This is a genomic window from Gordonia alkaliphila, from assembly GCF_023017165.1.
Lineage (GTDB): Bacteria > Actinomycetota > Actinomycetes > Mycobacteriales > Mycobacteriaceae > Gordonia > Gordonia alkaliphila.
In genome coordinates, this window is record NZ_JALKBW010000001.1 from 1,822,180 (window position 1) to 1,835,542 (window position 13,363).

A 13,363-nucleotide genomic window follows, 5' to 3' on the forward strand; every position below is an offset into this window, starting at 1 on the left:
AGCTTTGTCATGACCGCTGTGCTGGACACCCCCGCCTACCTCACCGATTCGTTCGCCGGAGCCGGCGTCACCGCACTGGCCGACGTGGTCGGTGCCGAGCAGACCGTGCCCACCGTCGACGGGACCGCCGTTCGGTACGCCAACTTCGACTACGCGGCCAGCGCCCCGGCGTTGTCCGAGGTCGCCGCGGTCTTCACCGAGGCGCTCGGCCAGTACGCGAGCGTGCACCGCGGCGCCGGCCACCTGTCGCAGGTCACCACCGCCCGGTACGAGCAGGCCCGCGAAACGGTCCGCAGCTTCGTCGGCGGGCGCGCCGACGACACCGTCGTGTTCACCCGCAACACCACCGACGCGATCAACCTGGCCGCGCACGCGGTGCCCGGCGACGTGGTGGTCCTGGACATCGAGCACCACGCCAACCTGCTGCCGTGGCAGCGCACCGGGCGGGCCCGCGTGGTGACCGCGCAGCCGACCTTCGCCGACACCCTGGTGGCGCTCGAGGCGGAACTGTCCCGCACGCCGGCCGCGCTGCTGGCCGTGACCGCGGCGTCGAACGTCACCGGTGAGGTGCTGCCGATCCGCGCCCTCACCGCGCTGGCGCACCGCCACGGCGCGCGCATCCTGATCGACGGGGCCCAGCTGGTGGCGCACCGCCCGGTGTCGTTGGCCAGCTACGGCGTCGACTACCTGGTGTTCTCCGGCCACAAGGTGTACGCCCCGTTCGGGGCCGGGGTGCTGATCGGCCGATCGGACTGGCTCGACGACGCCGCGCCCTACCTGGCCGGCGGCGGCGCCACCGCGCACGTCGACCTGGACGCGGGCACCGACTGGCACACCGGTGCCGCCCGCCACGAGGCCGGCAGCCCCAACGTGCTGGGCGCGGTGGCCATCGCCGCGGCCGCCGACACCATCAAGAACCTCGGCTTCGAGCTGATCGGGTACCACGAGCGCGACCTGCTCACCCGCCTCGACGAGGGCCTGGCCGCGCTCGACGCGGTGACGCCGCTGCAGATCTTCGACGACGTCGACGACCGCGTCGGCATCGCTGGCTTCGTGGTGGACGGCTTCGCCGCCCGCGAGGTGGCCGAATACCTGAGCAACCACCACGGCATCGGGGTGCGCGACGGCAAGTTCTGCGCGCACCCGCTGCTCACCCGCCTGGGCTACCCGGAAGGAGCGGTGCGCGTCAGCTTCGGCCTCGGCACCAGCTCCGAGGACGTCGATCGTCTGCTCGCCGCGCTGGCCGAGCTGACCGCCTGACCGCGCGAGCGCTCGACCTTTGCGGGGTGGGTCGAGCGCTCGACGCGGGAACGACGAAAGCGGCACCCGGACGCGAAGGCGTCCGAGTGCCGCTTTGTTCTCTGCAGGCTCAGCTTCTGACGCGTCAGGTCAGGGCTGGTAGCGATCCACCGCGGCCTGCGCCACCTTGATGGCCGCATCCTTGCCGACCCAGCCGCCGGGGGTCACTTCCTTGCCCGGCTCCAGGTCCTTGTAGTGCTCGAAGAAGTGCGCGATGGCGCCCAACTCGAAACTGTCGACGTCGGCGATGTCCTGGATGTGATCCCAGCGGGGATCACCGGCCGGCACGGCGAGCAGCTTGTCGTCGCCGCCGGCCTCGTCGGTCATGGTGTACATGCCGATGACACGCGAGCGCACGATCACGCCCGGGAACACCGATTCGGTGAGCAGCACCATCGCGTCCAACGGATCGCCGTCCTCACCGAGGGTGTGGTCGATGTAGCCGTAATCGGCGGGGTAGCCCATCGAGGTGTAGAGGTACCGATCGAGGTACACCTTCCCCGTCTCGTGGTCGACCTCGTACTTGTTACGGGCGCCCTTGGGGATTTCGACGGTGACCTCGAACTCCATACGTTCTCACTCCTCTGGTCTGCGGGGGACGATCAGGGGTCAAGGATACTGTGGGAACAGTCAGGCCCACGCGGGCAGCCCAGAAGTTGTGGCGCGCGGGTAGCGAAGAGCCCGAAGGGAGCCCTGTGGCGACGAAGATCGGCCGACGTCGGTGGCGGTCGGTATTACTGACCGCCCTGAGCGTTCTGCTGGTGGCGGCGCTCGCGGTCGGCGGCTTCCTCGCTTACAACTGGTACTACCTGCGGCCCGAGCCGGTGCCGGTCGGCACCCCGGCGCAGCCCGCCGCAGCCACGGTGGACCCGAGCATTCTGCCGGTGGATCCGTCGGCACCCGCGCCCACCCCGAGCGGCGTCGCGGCGCAGTTGCGGGCGGGCCTCAAGGACCGCGACCTCGGCAAGCTCACCGGCATGGTCTCCGACCCGCTGACCGGCCAGACGCTGTGGTCGAAGTCGCCCGACGAGCCGCGCACGCCGGCCTCCAACGCGAAGATCCTTACTGCGGCCGCGGCGCTGCTGCAGCTGGACCACGACGCCCGCCTCACCACCGAAGTGGTGGCCGGCGAGGACGGCCAGGTGATCCTGGTCGGCGCCGTCGATCCGACGCTGTCGTCGCAGTTCGAAGACTCGGACACGTATTACACCGATGCGCCGCGCATCGCCGACCTCGCCGCTCAGCTCAAGCGCTCCGGCGCCGAGATCACGTCGGTCGCGGTGGCGCCCACCTCGGTCACCGGACCGGCGATGGAAAAGACCTGGGACGACGCCGACATCGAAGGCGGCGACATCGCGCCGATCACCTCGCTGATGATCGACGGCGCGCGCAAGGACCCGATGGACGAGTACTCGCCCAGGTCGACCACCGGCGCGCTCGATGCCGGGCGGGCGCTGGCGGAGGCGCTCGATCTGCACGGCCCGGTGGCCGAGGCGACCCCGGCGTCGACGGCGACGGTGCTGGCCACGGTCCAGTCGGCACCACTGAGCGCCCGCGTCGGCGACATGATGCGGCTGAGCGACAACGTCCTCGCCGAGACCCTCGCCGTGGAGCTGTCGGTAGCGATGGGCGGTCCGCCGAGCATCGCCGGCGGCGCGGACGCGGTGGTGACGGTGTTGCGCGACAACGGCTTCGACGTCGGCGGCGTGGTCCTGCGGGACGCCTCCGGGCTGTCGGCGTCGGACAAGGTGCCCGCCCGGCTGCTCGACGAGCTGGTGTCGGCGGCCGCGGGCGACAAGCAGCCGAAGCTGCGCCCGCTGCTGGACACCTTCCCGGTGGCCGGCGGCACCGGAACGCTCACCGACCGCTTCGATCCGAAGACCAATCCCGGTGCGGGCTGGGTGCGGGCCAAGACCGGCACGCTGACCGGCGTCAGTTCGCTGACGGGCATCGTGCAGACCGTGGACGGCCGGGTGCTGGCCTTCGCGTTCATGTCCGGCGGCACCTCGCCCGCGGATGCGCGGCCCGCGTTGGATGCGCTGGCCGGCGCCCTCCGGGAATGCGGCTGCCGTGGCTGACACCGAGCGCACCACCACCAGAGACAGGCAGGACCCATCGATGAGGAGCGTTGACGCGGTGACCGAGACCCCGATCGAGGAAGCAACCCCGGACGCAGAAGCTCCGGAAGCGGCACCGGCGCCCAACATCGACTGGGACCTGGCGGCGTCGCTCGGCCGCAAGGTGGCCCGGCCCGGTCCGCGCGTCACGCGCTACACGATGGACCAGATCCACGCCGAACTCGCCGAGGCCTCGGTGCGCGCCGAAGCGCCGGTCCGCGAGGTGACCGGACTGGCCGACGGGCTACGAGTTCCGACCGCGCGGATCGTCGACCGCGCCGGCTGGATCAACGCCGCCGCGCAGTCCATGCCCGCGATGTTCGGCGATCGGACGGCCCCGGACGAGGACCCCGGACTGGTGCAGAACGCGCTCGGCAAGGTAGCCGGCGTGCAGGCAGGAGGCCTGCTGGCCTTCCTCTCCGGTGCCATCCTCGGTCAGTACGACCCGTTCTCGATCGACGACGCGACCGGCGAGGCCGGGCTGTTGCTGCTGGTGGCGCCCAATATCCTGGCCGCCGAACGACAGCTCCGCGCCGTGCCGTCGGACTTCCGCCTCTGGGTCTGCCTGCACGAGGTGACCCACCGCGTGCAGTTCTCCGCCAACCCGTGGCTGGCCGGCTACATGCAGGAGAACGTCGCGACGCTCACCGACGATGCGGGGGAGTCGACGCTGGACATGATCACCCGTCTCAACGAGTCGGTGCGCAGCGGCCGGTCGAGGGAGAAGGGCATGCTCGGCCTGATGCAGCTGCTGCAGGCGCCGGAGCAGCGCGACGCGATGGACCGCGTGCTGGTCCTCGGCACCCTCCTCGAGGGGCACGCCGATCACGTGATGGACGCGGTGGGCCCGGCGCTGGTGCCGACTGTCGCCGATATCCGGGCCGGCTTCGACGCCCGACGCCAGCGCCCGCAGAATCCGCTGCAGCGCCTCATTCGGGCGTTGATCGGCATGGACGCCAAGATCGCGCAGTACGTCCGGGGCAAGGCCTTCGTCGACGCCGTGGTGGCCGAGGTAGGCATGGATGCCTTCAACACGGTGTGGACCTCGCCGGAGACCATGCCGCTGATCGGCGAGATCGACAAGCCGGACCAGTGGATCGCGCGGGTGCTCTGACCGGGCGTTCGCGCGCCCAGCAAGAGGTGATCGGGGCGGTCCGCGGGTTCGCGCGCGACCACCTCGCCGGACCGGAGGTGGCCGTCGCGGTGTCCGGCGGCGCGGACTCGTTGGCGCTGACCGCGGCTGCAGTGCGGGCCGGGCTGACGGTGACCGGGCTGGTCGTCGACCATCAACTGCAGGACGGATCGGCGGCGACCGCCGCGTGGGCGGCCGCGACCGCCGTCGAACTCGGTGCGCAGGCGCGGGTGCTGACCGTGCGGCCCGACGGGCCGGGCGGCCCCGAGGCGGCGGCGCGCCGAGCGCGGTACGACGCGCTGGAGCAGGCGCGCGGCGAGCGGCCGGTGCTGCTCGGGCACACCCTCGACGACCAGGCCGAGACGGTGCTGCTGGGGCTGGGTCGCGGGTCCGGGGCCCGATCGTTGTCCGGGATGGCCCCGTGGGCGGCGCCCTGGGGGCGTCCGTTGCTCGGGGTGCGCCGCGCGACGACGCGGCAGGCTTGCGCCGACTGGGGGTTGGCGCCCTGGCAAGACCCGCACAACGCCGACCGCCGCTACGCCCGCGTGCGGGTGCGTCACGACCTGCTGCCGCGCTTCGAGAAGGCACTGGGCGGCGGGGTGGCGTCGGCCTTGGCGCGGACAGCGGACCAGTTGCGCGCCGACGACGCGGCGCTGACCGAGTGGGCCGACCGGGTCCATGCCGACGTCTGCGACGGCCTCGACCTGGCCGTCGACGCCGCGGCCGCACTGCCCGGCGCCGTCGGGACGCGGGTGCTGCGACGCTGGCTGGCGCAGGTCGGTGCGACCGAGCCCACCGCGGCCGTCGTCGCGCAGGTGTGGGCCCTGATCGTCGACTGGTCCGGGCAGGGGCCGGTGGCGATCGGCGGCGACGCGGAACGCCGTCTCGTGGTGCGACGGAGCGCGGGCCTTCTCCGCGCCGAGTACCGGCCGCGGTGAACCGGGGGGACCCGGGTACCTGCGGCCGGAGGCTGTGGGAAACTAATGGGCGTGGCGAACGGGTACCCGGAAAACGACATCGAGACGATCCTGATCACTGAAGATCAGATCGCGCAGCGCACGGCCGAGATGGCCGCGACGATCGCGGAGCGGTATCGGGACGCGCCCGACGACCTCCTGCTGGTCGGCGTGCTCAAGGGTGCGGTCATGTTCATGACCGATCTGGCCCGCGCCCTGCCGGTGCCCAACCAGATGGAGTTCATGGCGGTCAGCAGCTACGGCTCGTCGACCTCCTCGTCGGGCGTCGTCCGCATCCTCAAGGACCTGGACCGCGACATCGCCGGCCGAGACGTGCTCATCGTCGAGGACATCATCGACTCGGGCCTGACGCTGTCGTGGCTGATGAAGAACCTCGCGACCCGCTCGCCCCGGTCGCTGGAGGTGGTGACCCTGCTGCGCAAGCCGAAGGCGGCGCAGTTGGCGGTGGAGGTGGCCGACGTGGGCTTCGAGATCGAGAACGAATTCGTCGTCGGCTACGGGCTGGACTACGCCGAGCGCTACCGCGATCTGCCGTTCATCGGTCGGCTGGATCCGGCGGTCTACTCGAGCTGATCGGCTCGCGTTCGGGTCCTTCGTCGGACACCGCTTACGCCCTGCGGGAACAGAATGCCGGTCGCGGGGCGTTGAAAGGTAGCCTCGTAAAGCGAGACTGACGGGAAGGACAAGGGTCGACGCACGCCCTCAGCGGGTGCGGTGCGCGCAGACCCGTGCGAAAAAGTATGAACCGAAAGAAGCTCTACCGGAATCTGGCCATCGTGGCCGTAGTCATCCTGGCCCTCTGGGGCATCTCGGTGCTCACCGCCGACGACAACGAATACACCGGTGTCGACACCTCGGTCGCGATGTCGCAGCTGAACATCAAGAACACCGAGTTCATTCAGATCGACGACAAAGAGCAGCGTCTCCGGATCACCTTGAAGGATCCGATCAAGGTCGACGACAAGGACGTCACCAAGATCGAGACCCAGTACCCGTCCGGTGTCTCCGCACGTGTCTTCCAGTCGGTCACCACCACCGGCTCTCCCTATCAGACGCACATCACCAAGGACTCCGGGTTCTGGCAGTCGCTGCTGATCTTCGTGCTGCCGATGGTGATCCTGTTCGGTCTGTTCTTCTTCGTGATGAGCCGCATGCAGGGCGGCGGCCGCGGCGGTGTCATGGGCTTCGGCAAGTCCAAGGCCAAGCAGCTCACCAAGGACATGCCCAAGACCACCTTCGCCGACGTCGCCGGCGCCGACGAGGCCGTCGAGGAGCTCGACGAGATCCGCGACTTCCTGCAGAACCCGGCCCGCTACCAGGCGCTCGGCGCCAAGATCCCCAAGGGCGTGCTGCTCTACGGTCCGCCGGGCACCGGTAAGACCCTGCTCGCGCGCGCCGTCGCCGGCGAGGCGGGCGTGCCGTTCTACACGATCTCCGGTTCGGACTTCGTGGAGATGTTCGTCGGTGTGGGCGCCTCGCGGGTCCGCGACCTGTTCGAGCAGGCCAAGGAGAACAGCCCCTGCATCATCTTCGTCGACGAGATTGACGCCGTCGGTCGCCAGCGCGGCGCCGGCCTGGGCGGCGGTCACGACGAGCGCGAGCAGACGTTGAACCAGCTGCTGGTGGAGATGGACGGCTTCGGCGAACGCTCCGGCGTCATCGTCATGGCGGCCACCAACCGCCCCGACATCCTCGACCCCGCGCTGCTGCGTCCGGGCCGTTTCGACCGGCAGATCCCGGTCGGCAACGCCGACATCGCCGGTCGTCGCGCAATCCTGGGCGTGCACGCCAAGGGCAAGCCGATCGCGCCCGACGCCGACCTGGACGGGTTGGCCAAGCGCACCCCGGGCATGTCCGGCGCCGACCTGGCCAACGTGATCAACGAGGCCGCGCTGCTCACCGCGCGCGAGAACAAGACCGTGATCACCAACGAGCTGCTCGAGGAGGCGGTCGACCGCGTCATCGGCGGTCCGCGTCGTAAGAGCCGCGTGATCAGCGAGCACGAGAAGAAGGTCGTGGCCTACCACGAGTCCGGTCACACGCTGGCCGCGTGGGCGATGCCCGATCTCGATCCGATCTACAAGGTCACCATCCTGGCCCGCGGACGCACCGGCGGTCACGCACTGGCCGTGCCGGAGCAGGACAAGGACGTGATGACCCGCTCGGAGATGATCGCGCGACTGGTGATGGCGATGGGCGGTCGTGCCGCCGAGGAACTGGTGTTCCACGAGCCGACCACCGGCGCCAGCTCGGACATCGATCAGGCCACCAAGATCGCTCGCGCGATGGTGACCGAGTACGGCATGAGTGCCCGCCTCGGTGCGGTCCGCTACGGCCACGACCAGGGCGATCCGTTCCTGGGTCGCGGCGGCATGGGCGGCGGCACCCCGGAGTACTCGTCGGGCATCGCCGCCGAGATCGACGAAGAGGTGCGTCGTCTCATCGAGGCCTCGCACACCGAGGCCTGGGCCATTCTGGACCAGTACCGGGACAAGCTCGACGAGCTGGCCGGCGCACTGCTGGAGAAGGAGACCCTGGTCCGCAAGGACCTGGAGGAGATCCTCGAAGGCGTCGAGAAGCGGCCGCGGATGACCGAGTTCAGCGAGTTCGGCAACCGGACCCCGAGCACGAAGCCGCCGATCAAGACGCCGGGCGAACTGGCGATCGAACGCGGCGAGCCGTGGCCCCCGGTGCCCGAGCCCGCTCCGGCGCCGCCGCAGCAGCCGTTCCCGCCGCAGTACGGACATCCGGGACCGAGCCAGGGCATGGGACACCAGCCCGCGCCGCAGTATCCGGACCTGAGCGGTCGTGCGCCGGGGCACTACCCAGGCTCGAACGGTCAGCCGGTGCCGTCGCAGCCCCAGAACGGTCAGCCACAGAACGGTCAGCCCCAGAACGGTCAGCCCCAGTACGGTCAGCCCCAGTACGGCGAGCCCCAGACCGGTCAGCCCCAGTACGGGCAGCAACCGCAGTACGGGCAGCAACCGCAGTACGGGCAGCCCCAATACGGGCAGCCGGCGCCGGGTCAGTCCGGCGAACACGGTCAATCGCGCCCGGACTACGGTGCACCGCGCGACTGGCAGGCACCCGGATGGCCGCCTGCGGACGACCCGCGCAACAACTGATTCGGTGCCCGATTCACTCAGGTTCCACAGGAAGGAAGCACGGTCTTCATGAGCGACGATGAGGTGCTGGTCACCGCGGACGGCCGCAAGTTCGATCAGGCGCGCGCCGAGGCCGCGGTGCGGGAGCTGCTGTTCGCCGTCGGCGAGGACCCCGACCGCGAGGGTCTGCGCCGCACGCCGGAGCGGGTGGCACGCGCGTACCGCGAGATGTTCGGCGGGCTGTACACCGAGCCGAGCGACGTGCTCGCGACCGTCTTCGACGAGGATCACCGCGAGTTGGTGCTGGTCAAGGACATCCCGATGTACTCCACGTGCGAGCACCACCTGGTCGCTTTCCACGGCGTCGCGCATGTCGGCTACATCCCGGGCGCCAGCGGACAGGTGACCGGCTTGAGCAAGCTGGCGCGACTGGTGGACCTGTACGCGCGTCGGCCGCAGGTGCAGGAACGGCTGACCAGCCAGATCGCCGACGCGCTGGTGGAACGACTGAATCCGCGCGGGGCGATCGTGGTGATCGAGGCCGAGCACCTGTGCATGGGCATGCGGGGCATCCGCAAGCCGGGCGCGAGCACCACCACGTCGGCGGTGCGCGGCATCTTCCAGACCAGCGCGGTCTCGCGCGGTGAAGCACTCGACCTGATCACGCGCTGATGGCCGCCCGCCGGGACGCGGCGCCGACGCGGACCCTCGTGATGGGCGTCCTCAACGTCACCGCGGACTCGTTCTCCGACGGCGGGCGCTACCTCGATCCGCGGGCGGCGATCGAGCACGGATTGGCCCTCGCGGCCGCGGGCGCCGACATCGTCGACGTCGGCGGGGAGTCGACGCGGCCGGGCGCCGATCGGGTGGATCCGGCGGTGGAGGCGCAGCGCGTGGCGCCGGTGATCGCGGCGCTGGCGGCCGAAGGGGTGCGGGTGTCGGTCGACACCATGCGCGCCGCGGTGGCCGCGGCCGCCATCGAAGCCGGTGCAAGCCTGGTGAACGACGTCTCCGGGGGACGAGCCGACGCCGGCATGGCCGCGGTGATCGCCGACTCCGGGCTCCCGTGGGTCCTGATGCATTGGCGACCGTCGGACACCGAAGCCGACGGCGACCGGCACTTCACGCACCGCAGCGCGGACGCAGGCGGCTACCGCGACGTGGTGGCCGAAGTGTCCGGGGAGCTGCTGGGCCGGGTCGACGCGGCCGTCGCGGCCGGGGTGGATCCGGATCAACTCGTGCTGGACCCCGGTCTGGGATTCGCGAAGACGGCGGAACACAACTGGGCACTGCTGCACGCTCTGCCCACCCTGGTGGGTCTGGGTTTTCCGGTGCTGATCGGGGCCTCTCGCAAACGCTTCCTCGGCACCCTGCTCGCCCGCGACGGCGTCGATCGGGAGCCGGACGGGCGCGACGTGGCGACCTCGGCGATCTCGGCGCTGTCCGCGGCAGGCGGTGCGTGGGGCGTGCGTGTACACGACGTCGCGGCCAGCCGCGATGCGGTGGCGGTGGCCGCGGCCTGGCGCGACGGTGGCGACCGAGCCCCCCGCACGGGCGCGGCCGCGGTGACGAAAGGATTGACGGATGGCTGATCGGATCGAGCTGCGCGGCCTGCGTGTGCGCGGCAATCACGGCGTCTTCGACCACGAGCGTCGGGACGGCCAGGACTTCCTCATCGACATCACGCTCTGGCTGGATCTGCGGCCCGCGGCGGTGAGCGACGAACTCTCCGACACCGTCGACTACGGGGCGTTGGCGCAGCTGGCCCACGACATCGTCGCGGGTGCGCCACGGAACCTGATCGAGACGGTGGGCGCGCAGATCGCCGACGAGGTGATGACCGACGAGCGGATCTCCGCGTGCGAGGTGACCGTGCACAAGCCGTCCGCGCCGATCCCGCTGGCCTTCGACGACGTCGCGGTGGTGACCCGCCGGTCGTACAAGTCGGCGCCGGGCCGGGCGGCACGATGACCGGCCGGCCGGGGGCCAGCCGCGTCGTCCTGTCGGTCGGCGCCAACCTCGCCGAGCGGGACGCCCGGTTGGCGTCGGTGATCGCGGCCCTCGGCGACCGGCTGGTGGCCGCCTCCGACGTGTACACCACCGCGCCCTGGGGCGGGGTGCACCAGGACGACTTCCTGAATCAGACACTGATCGCCGAGGCCGACCTGAGCCCGGCCGACTGGCTGGCGTTCTGTCACGACTGCGAACGCGCCGCCGACCGCACCCGCGAGGTGCGGTGGGGGCCGCGGACGCTGGACGTGGACGTGATCTCCGTCGAGGTCGACGGTGTGGCCGTGCGCTCGGACGATCCGGACCTGACGTTGCCGCACCCGCGGGCCGCCGAGCGGGCTTTCGTCCTGGTGCCGTGGCTGCAGATCGAGCCGGATGCGCGGCTGTGGACGCCGACCGGTGAACGCGCGGTGACCGATCTGCTCGAGGCGCTGCCCGCGGCGGAGCGCAGCGGTGTGCGGCGTGCCGAGGCGACGCGATGACGATGCCGAACGGGGCCGACCCGCTGCCGCCGTCGGACGACGACGAGCACAGGCTCGGTCCGACGCGGATCCGCGACCTGGCGGCCATCGCCGTGGTGGCCGGTCTGCTGATGTGGGTGTTGGCGCGCTATTACTACGGACTCCTGCCGTCGTTGCCGTGGCTGGCGGGCATCTCGCTGTATGTGCTGGCGGCGCTGGAAGTGGTGATCGGCTTCCTGGTGCGCGCCCGCGTGTCCGGCGGTCGCGTGGGGTCCGGCAAGGGGCAGGTGCACCCGATCAACGTGGCGCGGTCGGTGGCGCTGGCCAAGGCCTCGGCGATCCTCGGGGCGATCGCGCTCGGCGGCTGGCTGGGCATGCTGGTCTACCTCATCGATCGCCTGCACATCGACGTGGCGGCGGCCGACATGCCTGCGACCATCGTCGGCGCGGTCGGCGGGCTGGTGCTCGCGGCGGCGGCGTTGTGGCTCGAGCATTGCTGTCGTGCGCCGGACGACCCCAGCCCGGACGCCACCGACGCCCCGCCCCACCCTGTCTGACCGGACCGCGACCGGGCGGGTTCTACGGCGACTCTCCGCAGGCCGCTGCCCGGAGTCGGTGTGACGGCCAGGTAAGTTGGCCAGCATGACCAGCACAGACAGCGCAGATCGGGCGACCCGTCGTACGCCGCGACGGGGAGCTACGCCGTCGGACGCGGGAACGGGTGGAGGCGGTCGTAAGGCCGGGGCCTCGAAGGCCCCGAACGCGAAGACGAACTCGCAGGTGTCGCCCGCACAGTGGCTGATCGGGCTGTTCATCGTGCTGGCGCTGATCTCGAGCCTGTTGATGGTGCTCGGCAAAGACATCTCGATCACCGGCTCGCTGGCGGTGATCGCGGCACTGTGGGCCGCGGTGATCGGCGCGGTCCTGGTGACCAAGTACCGCAGGCAGGCCGACGTCGCCGAGTCGCGCAACCGCGATCTGCGACTGGTGTACGAGCTGCAGTTGGAGCGGGAGATCGCCGCGCGCCGCCAGTACGAGGCCGAGGTGGAGACCGCCGTGCGGCAGGAAGTGGCGCAGGAGACCAACGAGGAGTTCGAGGCGCTCAAGACCCAGGTGCTCGCATTGCGAGCCAGCCTGGAGAAGTTGCTCGGCAATCCGCTGCCGGAGGTGCCGCTGGCGCTGCGCCCGGAACGCCGTCGGGAACTGGGTTCGGGACTGGTCGGTGCCGGCTACTCCGAACTCGGCGATCTGACCGATGATCGGGTGGCCGCGAACCTCGACTTCGAGTCCACCGCGCCGCCCGCGGAGCCCGGCCGGCACGCGCCGGCGCCCACCGAGTACGAGTACGACAGTGCCGAGGACGCCCCGTCGGCGGTGGAGATGACCGAGATCATTCCGGTGGTCACCGATGAGGCGCCGGCCGCCGATTACACCGCCTCGGAGTACGAGTACACCTCGTCCGAGTACACCGCTCTGGAGTACACCGAGACCGCCGCCGCGGGCCCCGAGTACGGCGAGCAGGAGTACGTCGAACAGGCTTACGGCGAGCAGGAGTACGTCGAACAGGGTTACAGCGAGCAGGGTTACGGCGAGCAGGGTTACGGCGTCGAGCAGCAGCAGTACGGCGCGCAGCAGCAGTACGTCGACCAGCAGTACACCCAGGCGATCCCGCAGCAGTCCGGTCGCCAGTACGCCGACGCCTACGACGCCGCCGCCTACGAGCCGCCGGTGTCCCCGGTCTCGCCGGTGCCGCCGGTGCCCGAGGTGCCGCCGATGCCGACTCGTTCGCGCCGCGCCGCGGACGACGACGGTGCGCACTCGGCCGGCCAGCCCGCCTCCGAGCTGTTGAATCGTCTGCGGCAGGGCAGTGGCGACGCAGGTGGCGGCCGCCGCCGTCGCTGAGCCCTCCCCGGCCTCCGGTGCCGTCGCACGCGTGCCTCGCGCACGCTGCGGCGGCACCGTTGTCTTCGGACGTCGCGGCAGCGGCGTTCTCCCTGTTCGCGCGGGTTCGAACTTCCGGACCGGAACCCCTCTTCGGTCACTGACCTGGCGGTTCCGGATTCGTTTCCCCTCGGGGTGCGCGCGGCTTCCTAGCGTGTGCGGTGAGAGATCTGCGGGTGGCGCGGATCGACGTGGCGCGCGGTCGCGGGCCACGTCGCTGCCAGGGAGAGTGGGGGTCGGAGCGATGGCGGACGAACGTCGGTCCTGGTGGGCGCTGACCAAACTGGTCGAGGTCGCGATGCTGCTCACCGTCCTGCTCGTC

13 protein-coding genes are annotated in these 13,363 nt (G+C 70.8%); 12 read left to right on the forward strand and 1 reads right to left on the reverse strand.

Features of this window, described 5'->3' with window-relative positions; genetic code table 11:
- The first annotated feature begins 9 nt into the window (after nt 1-9).
- Nucleotides 10-1,260, forward strand: coding sequence for an aminotransferase class V-fold PLP-dependent enzyme (locus MUG78_RS08185; RefSeq protein WP_246993741.1), 1,251 nt, complete (start codon nt 10-12; stop codon nt 1,258-1,260).
- Nucleotides 1,261-1,389: 129 nt separating this feature from the next.
- Here the strand turns inward: MUG78_RS08185 and MUG78_RS08190 are convergent, their stop codons facing one another.
- The gene (locus MUG78_RS08190) at nt 1,390-1,869 is read right to left on the reverse strand and encodes an inorganic diphosphatase (protein ID WP_246993742.1); all 480 of its coding nucleotides are present in this window, start codon (nt 1,867-1,869) and stop codon (nt 1,390-1,392) included.
- Nucleotides 1,870-1,994: 125 nt separating this feature from the next.
- Between MUG78_RS08190 and dacB the strand changes: the two genes are divergently transcribed.
- The 11 genes from dacB to MUG78_RS08245 all read left to right on the forward strand — a co-directional run bounded on the left by dacB (nt 1,995) and on the right by MUG78_RS08245 (nt 13,002).
- The gene (dacB, locus tag MUG78_RS08195) at nt 1,995-3,377 is read left to right on the forward strand and encodes a D-alanyl-D-alanine carboxypeptidase/D-alanyl-D-alanine endopeptidase (protein WP_246993743.1); all 1,383 of its coding nucleotides are present in this window, start codon (nt 1,995-1,997) and stop codon (nt 3,375-3,377) included.
- 40 nt (nt 3,378-3,417) lie between these two features.
- Nucleotides 3,418-4,530, forward strand: coding sequence for an Rv3626c family coenzyme F420 biosynthesis-associated protein (locus MUG78_RS08200; protein ID WP_246993744.1), 1,113 nt, complete (start codon nt 3,418-3,420; stop codon nt 4,528-4,530).
- A complete protein-coding gene (gene tilS, locus MUG78_RS08205; RefSeq protein WP_246993745.1) occupies nt 4,509-5,486 on the forward strand; it encodes a tRNA lysidine(34) synthetase TilS in 978 nt (325 codons plus the stop codon). The genes MUG78_RS08200 and tilS overlap by 22 nt, the downstream gene beginning before the upstream one ends.
- A 45-nt stretch (nt 5,487-5,531) precedes the next feature.
- On the forward strand, nt 5,532-6,098 hold the full coding sequence (hpt, locus tag MUG78_RS08210) for a hypoxanthine phosphoribosyltransferase (RefSeq protein ID WP_246993746.1): 567 nt from the start codon (nt 5,532-5,534) through the stop codon (nt 6,096-6,098).
- A gap of 167 nt (nt 6,099-6,265) precedes the next feature.
- Nucleotides 6,266-8,650, forward strand: coding sequence for an ATP-dependent zinc metalloprotease FtsH (gene ftsH, locus MUG78_RS08215; protein ID WP_246993747.1), 2,385 nt, complete (start codon nt 6,266-6,268; stop codon nt 8,648-8,650).
- Between the two features lie 48 nt (nt 8,651-8,698).
- Nucleotides 8,699-9,301 (forward strand): GTP cyclohydrolase I FolE, encoded by a 603-nt coding sequence (gene folE, locus MUG78_RS08220; RefSeq protein ID WP_246993748.1) that lies wholly within the window; start codon nt 8,699-8,701, stop codon nt 9,299-9,301.
- Nucleotides 9,301-10,221 (forward strand): dihydropteroate synthase, encoded by a 921-nt coding sequence (gene folP / locus MUG78_RS08225; protein WP_246993749.1) that lies wholly within the window; start codon nt 9,301-9,303, stop codon nt 10,219-10,221. Before folE ends, folP begins: the two co-directional genes overlap by 1 nt.
- Complete coding sequence (folB, locus tag MUG78_RS08230; protein ID WP_246993750.1) at nt 10,214-10,600, forward strand: dihydroneopterin aldolase; 387 nt, start codon at nt 10,214-10,216, stop codon at nt 10,598-10,600. Before folP ends, folB begins: the two co-directional genes overlap by 8 nt.
- Nucleotides 10,597-11,121 (forward strand): 2-amino-4-hydroxy-6-hydroxymethyldihydropteridine diphosphokinase, encoded by a 525-nt coding sequence (gene folK, locus MUG78_RS08235; protein WP_246993751.1) that lies wholly within the window; start codon nt 10,597-10,599, stop codon nt 11,119-11,121. Before folB ends, folK begins: the two co-directional genes overlap by 4 nt.
- Nucleotides 11,118-11,657, forward strand: coding sequence for a DUF3180 domain-containing protein (locus tag MUG78_RS08240; protein ID WP_246993752.1), 540 nt, complete (start codon nt 11,118-11,120; stop codon nt 11,655-11,657). Before folK ends, MUG78_RS08240 begins: the two co-directional genes overlap by 4 nt.
- Nucleotides 11,658-11,742: 85 nt before the next feature.
- A complete protein-coding gene (locus MUG78_RS08245) occupies nt 11,743-13,002 on the forward strand; it encodes a DUF6779 domain-containing protein (RefSeq protein ID WP_246993753.1) in 1,260 nt (419 codons plus the stop codon).
- Nucleotides 13,003-13,363: the final 361 nt, after the last annotated feature.

Bases quoted from the DNA above. Each gene is read 5' to 3' on its own strand.
- MUG78_RS08185 (WP_246993741.1), top strand. From the start codon at position 10: ATGACCGCTGTGCTGGACACCCCCGCCTACCTCACCGATTCGTTCGCC.
- folP (WP_246993749.1), top strand. From the start codon at position 9,301: ATGGCCGCCCGCCGGGACGCGGCGCCGACGCGGACCCTCGTGATGGGC.
- hpt (WP_246993746.1), top strand. From the start codon at position 5,532: ATGGGCGTGGCGAACGGGTACCCGGAAAACGACATCGAGACGATCCTG.
- MUG78_RS08190 (WP_246993742.1), bottom strand. From the start codon at position 1,869: ATGGAGTTCGAGGTCACCGTCGAAATCCCCAAGGGCGCCCGTAACAAG.
- folK (WP_246993751.1), top strand. From the start codon at position 10,597: ATGACCGGCCGGCCGGGGGCCAGCCGCGTCGTCCTGTCGGTCGGCGCC.
- MUG78_RS08200 (WP_246993744.1), top strand. From the start codon at position 3,418: ATGAGGAGCGTTGACGCGGTGACCGAGACCCCGATCGAGGAAGCAACC.
- MUG78_RS08240 (WP_246993752.1), top strand. From the start codon at position 11,118: ATGACGATGCCGAACGGGGCCGACCCGCTGCCGCCGTCGGACGACGAC.
- folB (WP_246993750.1), top strand. From the start codon at position 10,214: ATGGCTGATCGGATCGAGCTGCGCGGCCTGCGTGTGCGCGGCAATCAC.
- MUG78_RS08245 (WP_246993753.1), top strand. From the start codon at position 11,743: ATGACCAGCACAGACAGCGCAGATCGGGCGACCCGTCGTACGCCGCGA.
- folE (WP_246993748.1), top strand. From the start codon at position 8,699: ATGAGCGACGATGAGGTGCTGGTCACCGCGGACGGCCGCAAGTTCGAT.
- ftsH (WP_246993747.1), top strand. From the start codon at position 6,266: ATGAACCGAAAGAAGCTCTACCGGAATCTGGCCATCGTGGCCGTAGTC.